9 protein-coding genes are annotated in these 8,478 nt (G+C 60.9%); 6 read left to right on the forward strand and 3 right to left on the reverse strand.

Annotated features, from left to right (window positions below; translation table 11 throughout):
* The 3 genes from WAO69_RS00235 to WAO69_RS00245 form a co-directional block, all read right to left on the reverse strand.
* Window positions 1–389: ATP-binding protein (locus WAO69_RS00235; RefSeq protein ID WP_422175527.1), on the reverse strand; the 389-nt coding region annotated here is incomplete at its 3' end.
* Window positions 386–1,876: an IS21 family transposase gene (gene istA, locus WAO69_RS00240; protein ID WP_422175529.1), complete on the reverse strand. Its 1,491-nt coding sequence runs from the start codon at window positions 1,874–1,876 to the stop codon at window positions 386–388. The genes WAO69_RS00235 and istA, both read right to left, overlap by 4 nt.
* Before the next feature lie 221 nt (window positions 1,877–2,097).
* Window positions 2,098–2,886, reverse strand: coding sequence for a HalD/BesD family halogenase (locus WAO69_RS00245; protein WP_422175531.1), 789 nt, complete (start codon window positions 2,884–2,886; stop codon window positions 2,098–2,100).
* Window positions 2,887–2,986: 100 nt separating this feature from the next.
* Here WAO69_RS00245 and WAO69_RS00250 point away from each other — a divergent pair, with 100 nt between their 5' ends.
* The 6 genes from WAO69_RS00250 to WAO69_RS00275 all read left to right on the forward strand — a co-directional run.
* On the forward strand, window positions 2,987–3,856 hold the full coding sequence (locus tag WAO69_RS00250) for a LysR substrate-binding domain-containing protein (RefSeq protein WP_422175533.1): 870 nt from the start codon (window positions 2,987–2,989) through the stop codon (window positions 3,854–3,856).
* A gap of 124 nt (window positions 3,857–3,980) precedes the next feature.
* Entirely contained in the window at window positions 3,981–5,084 is a 1,104-nt protein-coding gene (gene folE2 / locus WAO69_RS00255) for a GTP cyclohydrolase FolE2 (protein ID WP_422175535.1), read from the forward strand.
* A gap of 202 nt (window positions 5,085–5,286) precedes the next feature.
* Complete coding sequence (locus tag WAO69_RS00260; protein WP_422175537.1) at window positions 5,287–5,634, forward strand: antifreeze protein; 348 nt, start codon at window positions 5,287–5,289, stop codon at window positions 5,632–5,634.
* A 15-nt stretch (window positions 5,635–5,649) separates the two neighbouring features.
* Entirely contained in the window at window positions 5,650–6,144 is a 495-nt protein-coding gene (locus WAO69_RS00265; RefSeq protein ID WP_422175539.1) for a hypothetical protein, read from the forward strand.
* A gap of 62 nt (window positions 6,145–6,206) precedes the next feature.
* Window positions 6,207–7,655: a TrkH family potassium uptake protein gene (locus WAO69_RS00270; RefSeq protein ID WP_422175541.1), complete on the forward strand. Its 1,449-nt coding sequence runs from the start codon at window positions 6,207–6,209 to the stop codon at window positions 7,653–7,655.
* Window positions 7,656–7,659: 4 nt separating this feature from the next.
* Window positions 7,660–8,478: thiamine pyrophosphate-binding protein (locus WAO69_RS00275; protein ID WP_422175543.1), on the forward strand; the 819-nt coding region annotated here is incomplete at its 3' end.

The raw sequence follows: 8,478 nt of genomic DNA on the forward strand, positions 1-8,478 counted from the left end.
GCATTATAGAAGCGAACCCGCTTACCCCGATTGACGAGATTGGTCCCGAGCGCGATGGAAATGTGCGTCTTGCCGGTGCCGGTTCCGCCGACGAGGATGATGTTGTGTGCGTCATCGGTGAACTGGCCTGAGCAAAACGGGTCGATCTGCACTTTCGTGACGGTCGCCGCGCTGTAATCGAAGGTAGCGAAGTCCTTGTGGTGGGGAAATTTGGCGATGCGCATCTGATACTGGATGGACCGCACCCGCCGCTCTTTGGTCTCGGCTTCAATCAAGGTCTTCAGCGCTGTTGTCAGGCTTGGTGGCGTGCGCGCGGCAAGCAAATCCTGAGCGCAAGCTGCCATCCCATGAAGCCTGAGGGCAGCGAGTTGGTCGATGAGGGCGTTCATGCCGCAACCCTCCCCGCAGCACACAGCGCTTCATATCGCTTGCAATCGGCCTCTGGGCGCAGGGTCAGCTGTGGATAGGCATGTGTCTCCGCCAGTGGCGCGATTTTCGGCTCCAGCAGCTGATTGACCAGATTGATGATCGCCGGCAAGCGCAGGGTGCGTTGCTCGACGGCCAGATCGCAGGCCATCTCGACCACGTCGATGCCATACTCAAGTGCCAGCAGCAGCAGGTCGACAAACTCCCGGTCGCCACCTTTCTCGCGCATGTAGTGATCCTTGATCTGCTCCATCGATTTGGGCAATTCCCAACCGACAAAAGGTGCGCCATCACGCAGCGCACCGGGCTTGCGATCGAGCAGCGGCACATAGTGCCAGGGCTCGAAGTAACTGATATTGCGTGTAAAGCGCCGCTTATGCTCAGCGATAATTTCGTCGTTTGCGATCATGACAAGCCGATCAGCATAGGCGCGCAACGAGACGTGATGCCCCGCATGTTCGCACGGCACGCTGTAGCGATTGCTGTCATACTGCACCAGGCAGGTGGATCTGACCCGCAGAGTTTTTTCGACATAACCGTCGAAAGGGCGGCCCAGCGGGCGCAGCTCGATCTTCTCATCCGCAAAGACTTCGGCGATTGTGCGATGCTGTTGATCCGTATGGCGGCGTTCAGCCAGTTCCTCGCAGCGCAGCAGAAGCCAGGCATTCAGCGCCGCCAGATCGTCAAAGGCCAGCCTGGGAGTGAACAGCTCGCCACGCAGAAACTGCACCTGGTTCTCGACCTGCCCCTTCTCCCATCCTGAAGCGGGGGTGCAGGCGACAGGTTCGATGACGTAATGGTTCATCAAGGCCAGAAAGCGTGGGTGAAAGATCCGGTCCTTCGATCGCGAGACATAGGTCACCATGGTCTTGGGGTTGTCGATGATCACCCGACGTGGGACGCCGCCGAAGAACCTCAGTGCCCGCACAAAGGCATCGAGCACCATCTCCTGCTTCTCGTTCATATAGGCCACGACGAAAGGCTTGCGGCTGTGGCACAGGCGGAAATGGGCGACGTGAACCTTGTGTTGGATACCGCCTAACAGGACATATTCCTCGCTCCAGTCGAACTGAAGCGCATCGCCAGGCGCGAAATAGAGCGGGATGAATGCATCAGTTCCGTCGGTTCCCGATGACTTCTTGAGCTCACTGACAAACCGCTGAACTGGTGAATAGGAGCCCGTGTAGCCCTCCACGACAAGCTCTTCATATAGCTTCTTCGCTGTGCGCCGATCACGCCGCCGAAGGGCCAGATCATGATCGAAAAGTTCCCGCAGACGCGCCTCGAACTGTGCGTTCAGCTTGGACCCAACACGCGGTTGCCGTCTCCGATACCGCGGTTGCTCCGGGTCCTTCAGATACTTTTTGATCGTCGTTCGCGAAATCCCCGTCTCGCGCGCCACGGAATGGATGCTGCGCCCATCCCCCAAGATCCAACCACGGATCTTCATTGCCGGTTCCATCAGTAACACCTGCTCTTCCTCCGTGCCCAAAGCGCACGGACGTTAACAATGCAGGTGGGTCAGTTTTAGATGATCATAACCCACCCAAGTGGGTCACTTTTGCATGCCGATTCACAACCAAAGCCCGAGACGTTGCCGAAGGGGATGGCGGTGGCCAGACAGCCTTGCGCCTGTCTTGCGCCGCTTGCCCCGGATCACGGTGCTGATCTTCAAGACGCGCGTCCGTAAAACCCGATCCGCTCTTCATCGGAAAACTGCACGCCGGGGCGTTCATAGTAAGACAGCACCGCGATGATGCGGGCGCGCGATCCCTTGACCGGAGTCACGCGGTGGGCCGTGTTGCGGCCCTTGAACACGTTCACGGTTCCCGGTGTGACCGTCATCAGGCGTACCGCGTCGTCCTGTCCGCTGAGCAGCCGGGCCACGCCCTCGTAATTGGGATCATCCGCGCTGCGCAGGTCCGAGCGGTAGGCAAATGCGCCGCCCTCATCGGGGGGCTGCAGCAGCAGGGTGGTGGTGAATTCAGAGCGATCGAAATGCCAGTTCAGCTCCTGACCTTCGTGATAGGACATCACGTTCAGCCGGGCCATGGTATCCTCCATCTGATACAGCACCTCCTTGTCCATGGTGGCCGCGATGAACTGGGCAAAGGGGGCCCATTGATAGAGTTTCAACACGGCGCTCCCCTCGATCTGATCGCCGCAGATCGTGTGGTTGGAGGTGCGAAACCGGGTCAACGCCGGGTGATCCTCGGCCAGGCCCGGAATGGATTTCAGGAAATAGATGTTATGCTCGCGCTCGTGCAGGAAGCTTTCGGTCTCAAAGCGGGGGGCAAAATGATCGGCTTCGCTCTGTGCGATCTCGGGGCGCATGAACCCGTCGAGGTTGAACATGTTGTCCCGGGCCAGATCGGCGCGACAGCGCGCCACCAGCGCCTCCCACTCGGGGGTGCCGGGCTTGTCCAGTGGAAAGCGGTCAAGGTCGAGGATATCGCGCATGAAAACTCCTGTGATGTCTGGCTGCACTGTGCGGCAAAGGATGTGACGGGCCAATCAAGATGATCTAGGGTTGCGAAAGATAATCTTTTGGAACGCGCTGATGAGACTGCCCCCATTGAATGCCCTTCGCGCCTTTGAAGCGGCTGCGCGCACAGGGAGTTTCACCGCAGCTGCCAAAGAGATTGGCGTCAGTTCGGCGGCGATCAGCCAACAGGTGCGCAACCTCGAATCCTATCTTGGGCGCAAGCTGTTCTTTCGCAACAACAACCAGATTCAGCTGACGGACGGGGGGCGCGATCTGTATCAGAACGCGGCGGCGGCGTTGAACCAGATCGCCACCTTTACCTCGGGTCTGCGCGATCCGGGCGGGCCGCGCCCGCTGGTCATCTCGGCGCTGCCTTCGCTGGCGGATCGCTGGCTGCCGGGGTTGCTGGCGCGGTTCGAGGGGGCCTCGGTGCGGTTGCGGGTCGAGGAGGACCCGGTTGATCTTGAGAACGAGGGGATCGACATGCGCTTTACCTATGGCGCACAGACCTATCCGGGACTCTGGAGTCAGCCGTTGTTTCGCGATGAGGTGGTGCCGATGGCCGCCCCGGCTCTGGCTGCGGACTGGGATGCGGCGGTGCCTGAATTCCGCAGGCTGCGGTTGATCCAGATGGATTGGGGCCCCAGTTTTTCCACCATGCCGACCTGGTCGGACTGGTGCCGGGCGCGCGATCTGGCCGCGCCGGAGAGGATCGCAATAACGGTGCCGGGCAACGCGGCGGCTCTGGCCCTGGCCGAAGCCGGTGCCGGCGTGGCACTTGGGCAGACCGTGCTGGCGCAGACCGCGATGGCCTCGGGACGGCTGGTGCGGTTGTCACAGGTGACGATCCCCCTGCATCAGCCCTATGTCGTGGTGATCAGCCATGCCCGCCTTGCGCTGGGGCGGGTGCGACGGATGCTGGATGCGCTGGAGATGGTTGCTTGACGCGGGGTAAACTTGCCGTAAAAGACTGATCTGCAATGTCGCTTTGGACGTAATTCTATACAAAATTGGCAAAGCATCGCCCCGCGACCTATCTACTGTGATGCGGGTCAAAAAGGAAACGACCATGAACATCCATTCGCCATCCATCAACAACGATCCTGATCGTTCCGAAGCCGTTGCTGCGCTGAATACGTTGCGCCTCTGGGCGCGCAGCGCATCCGAAGCCGAGATCGTGGAACTGGATCCCTCGGTTGCGAACCTTGTTCCCGGTGTGCTGGCTTCGCAATACCCGGCGTTTTCGCGCGATTACCCGGACGGTTTTGCCGTGGACCGTGCCTATAAGGAGACGCTGCCCGATCTGCAGAACGGCCCCTCCAGCCTGATCCGTGGCGCGAAACAACAGATTCAGCATGTGGGAATCTCGAATTTCCGGCTGCCGCTGCGGGTTCAGACCCGCGACAACGGTCCGCTGACGCTTGAGACCTCGGTGACCGGAACAGTCAGCCTTGAGGCGGACAAGAAGGGCATCAACATGTCCCGGATCATGCGCTCGTTTTACAAACACGCCGAAGAGACCTTCAGCTTTGAAGTGATCGAAGCGGCGCTGGATGACTACAAATCCGATCTGGGATCGTTTGATGCACGCATCCAGATGCGATTTTCCTTTCCCATGAAGATCGAGAGCCTGCGCTCGGGGCTGGCGGGCTATCAGTATTACGATATCGCGCTGGAACTGGTCGAAAAGAATGGCCTGCGTCAGAAGATCATGCATCTGGACTATGTTTACAGCTCGACCTGCCCCTGTTCGCTGGAGTTGAGCGAGCATGCGCGCGCCACGCGCGGTCAACTGGCCACGCCGCATTCGCAACGCTCGGTGGCGCGGATTTCCGTGGTGCTGGACCCGGCAGCGGATGTGTTGTGGTTTGAAGACCTGGTCGAGGCCTGCCGTCGCGCGGTGCCGACCGAAACCCAGGTGATGGTCAAGCGCGAGGATGAACAGGCCTTTGCCGAGCTGAACGCGGCCAACCCGATCTTTGTCGAGGATGCAGCGCGTCTGTTCTGCGCGGTGTTGCAGGCCGATCACCGGATCGGGGATTTCCGCATCATCGCCAGCCACCAGGAAAGCCTGCACAGCCATGATGCGGTGTCGGTTCTGACCGAGGGCGAAACCTTCGAGCAGAACAGCCTGGACCCCAGGCTGTTCTCGACACTGTTTCACGTGGGCTGAGCAGGGCGTCTGACCCCGGTCCCAGGCTGAAATCCGCATGTTTTGCGCGCGTCCCGGAGCTATTCGGGGCGCGCGTTTTCTTGTGGGAAATGCGCCTGATGCCGCAGTGCAGCATTTTATGCTTCGCCGCAGCGGGGATCTGTGGCATAAGGGGGCAGTTTTGTACGCTTTGGAATCATCTGAGCCAAAGCAAGGAGTATGGATGCACCAACTGGTTGCCCGGGCCACCGATGTCACCCGTCTTTGGATGTCTTGCGCCCAACTTGCATCGGACACGCAGTTCGTGATCGCCATGCGCATGATGGGGATGGGCGGCACATGGTCGGTCCCGTCCAATGAAGCCACCGAGATGCTCTCGGAAAAACTGCCCGCCTTTACCGAGGCATTCGTGGCCGGAACTCTGAGCGTCTGGGCCGGCAAAAGCCCGGAAGAGATAGGACGCGCTACACTTGAACCCCTGTCGGACACCGCGCGCAGCAACCGCCAACGTCTGGCGCAATATGGTCCCCGTCTGCCGGGACTGCCTTTGACGACGGCAGATGATGCGTAAAAGGAGCACATGACGATGAACATGATGAACCCACTCGAGACGCAGGCGAAACTGTCGGCGGCCTGTTTCAAGATCGTTGAACAGACGCTGACCAGCCAGATCCAGATCCTGCACATGATGACCGATGCGATGCTGAAGGCACCGCTTGTTCCGGTGCGCGCGTTCCAGGTCGCTGGCGTCGAGCCGGCTCAGGCTCCGGTGGCCAAGAAGGAGCGGGTCAAGGCGAAAACCAAGACCAAGGCCAAAAGCAAGGCCAAGGCCAAGGCCAAGGTTGCAAAAGCGCCCAAAGCCAAGGCCGCAGCCAAGGCCGCGCCCGCCGTGGTGGTTGTGGCGGACCCTGCGCCCCAACCAAAGGCGGCAGCCAAGCCCAAACCCGCGCCTGCCGTGGCTGCGGCTGTTGCGGTGGAACCTGTGGTCAAAACGCAGTCGGCCGCTCCGGCAAAGCCTGCGCGCAAAAGACGTGCGCCTTCCACGCCACCGGCGATGCCCGCAGCTTCTGCCAAAAGCTGAGCCCGAAAGCCGCGCAGAGCGTGGCTTGACAGCAGCGGATGGGCAAGCCAACGCTCGGCCCCATGGTAGACCTACGCCCTGTCGGATATGTGATTGGCCTTCTGATCGCCGTTTTGGGCGGCACGATGCTGTTGCCGATGCTTGTCGATCTGGCGGAAGGGCAGGGTCATTGGACGGCCTTTGCAGAAAGCGCGATGATCACGATCCTGATCGGAGTGCTGATGGCACTGGCCTGCTCGAATTCGGTCGGGCAAGGCCTCACGATCCAGCAGACCTTTCTTCTGACCTCGACGGTCTGGCTTGCGTTGCCGGTCTTTGGCGCGCTGCCCTTCATGCTGGGCGCCACCGAACTGCGCTTTGTGGATGCGTTCTTCGAGGCGATGTCGGGGCTGACCACCACGGGTTCCACGGTGCTTTCGGGGCTGGAAGAGATGCCGCATGGATTGCTGTTGTGGCGGGGATTGCTGCAATGGCTGGGCGGAATCGGTATCATTGTTGTGGCGATGGTGTTCCTGCCGGAACTGCGTGTGGGGGGGATGCAGATCTTCAAATCCGAAGGCTTTGATACCTTTGGCAAGATCCTGCCCCGCGCGGGTGAAATCGCGCAGCGGATTTCCGTGATCTACCTGTCGCTCACGATGATCTGTGCGCTGGCCTATCTGGGCTCGGGGATGGATGCGTTTGATGCAACGGTTCATGCGATGACCACCATCGCGACGGGCGGGTTCTCGAATTATGATGCCTCGTTCGGCGTGTTCGGCCCTGTCACCGAATACCTGGCGGTGATCTTCATGATGCTGGCGGCCTTGCCCTTCGTGCGCTTCGTGCAACTGACCGCAGGCACGGCGCAGCCCTTGTTGCATGACCCGCAGATCCGGGGCTTTTTCGCCACGGCCGTGGTTCTGGTGCTGTGCATCAGCCTGTGGAAGATGAGCACGATCGAAATCGGGGGCGAAGAGGCGTTTCGCAAGACGCTGTTCAACACGGTGTCGCTGCTGACGGGAACGGGCTATGCCAGTGCGGATTATATGCAATGGGGCGGTTTTGCGATCGCGGTGCTGTTTTTCACCGGCCTGATCGGGGGCTGCGCGGGATCAACCGCCTGTTCGATCAAGATCTTCCGGTATCAGTTGCTGATTTCCTCGATCCGCGTGCAGGTGGCGCGCATTCGCTCGCCCAATGGGGTGTTCGTGCCGCGCTATGACGGGCGCCCGGTCAGCGAAGAGGTTCTGAATTCGGTGATGTCGTTCTTCATTTTCTTTATCGTGACCCTTGGCCTGTTGTCCGTGGCGCTGGGCATGACGGGTCTGGATTTCACCACATCCGTGTCGGGCGCGGCGGCGGCCCTTGCCAATATCGGCCCGGGTCTGGGCGACCAGATCGGGCCGACCGGCAATTTTGCCGGTCTGGGGGATACCGCCAAATGGATGCTGGCCTTTGCCATGTTGCTGGGGCGGCTTGAACTGCTGGCGGTGTTCGCCATTTTCACCATTCGTTTCTGGAGGGCCTGAGGCCATGACACGACCACTTGGTGCACAGATTTCCCATATGCTGAAACACCGGGATGTCGACGTGATCTTCGGCATTCCCGGAGTGCATAACCAGGAGATGTATCGCGGCATTGAGGAGGCGGGCATCACCCATGTTCTTGCGCGCCACGAACAGGGGGCGGGCTTCATGGCCGATGGCTATGCGCGCGCCACGGGCAAGCCGGGGGTGGCCTATGTGATCACCGGGCCGGGGCTGACGAATGCGATGACGCCGCTGGGGCAGGCCTATTCGGATTCCGTGCCGGTTCTGGCGATCTCATCCTGCCTGGAGGATGTGGCGGCGCAGCGCGGGCAATTGCACCAGATGCGCGATCAGCGCGCCGCCGGTGCTGCGGTCTGCGAGTGGTCCGAAGAGGCGCGCTCTGCCGCTGCCGCTTATGCGTTAATTGAACGGGCGTTCACTGAATTCGCCTGTGACAGGCCGCGCTCGAAACATCTGCAGGTGCCGATACCCCTGCTTGAGGCGCAGGCCGAGGATCCGCCGGCACCCGCAGCGCGCGCCGTTGCGCCGCGCGCGCGGGATGGCGATCTGGAGGCGGCGGTGCGGGCCGTTCTGGCCGCCGACAAGCCTTTGTTCATCTTTGGCGGCGGTGCGCGTGGCGGGGCCGAGGCGATTGGCCCGCTTCTGGAGATGACGGGGGCGGCAAGTTTCACCACCTATGCCGGGCGCGGTTTGGTGGCACCGGACCAGCCCTTGTCCTTTGGCGCCTTCCTGGCGCGCCCGGACAGCGATGCGGTGATTGCCGAGGCCGATCTGGTGATCGTCGTGGGCAGCGAATTGGGC

Source organism: Aestuariivita sp. (assembly GCF_049276915.1).
Classification (GTDB): domain Bacteria; phylum Pseudomonadota; class Alphaproteobacteria; order Rhodobacterales; family Rhodobacteraceae; genus Aestuariivita.

Excerpts from the sequence above, each read along its gene's own strand:
- istA (WP_422175529.1), bottom strand. The coding sequence starts at position 1,876 with ATGAAGATCCGTGGTTGGATCTTGGGGGATGGGCGCAGCATCCATTCC.
- WAO69_RS00245 (WP_422175531.1), bottom strand. The coding sequence starts at position 2,886 with ATGCGCGATATCCTCGACCTTGACCGCTTTCCACTGGACAAGCCCGGC.
- WAO69_RS00250 (WP_422175533.1), top strand. The coding sequence starts at position 2,987 with ATGAGACTGCCCCCATTGAATGCCCTTCGCGCCTTTGAAGCGGCTGCG.
- folE2 (WP_422175535.1), top strand. The coding sequence starts at position 3,981 with ATGAACATCCATTCGCCATCCATCAACAACGATCCTGATCGTTCCGAA.
- WAO69_RS00260 (WP_422175537.1), top strand. The coding sequence starts at position 5,287 with ATGCACCAACTGGTTGCCCGGGCCACCGATGTCACCCGTCTTTGGATG.
- WAO69_RS00265 (WP_422175539.1), top strand. The coding sequence starts at position 5,650 with ATGAACATGATGAACCCACTCGAGACGCAGGCGAAACTGTCGGCGGCC.
- WAO69_RS00270 (WP_422175541.1), top strand. The coding sequence starts at position 6,207 with ATGGTAGACCTACGCCCTGTCGGATATGTGATTGGCCTTCTGATCGCC.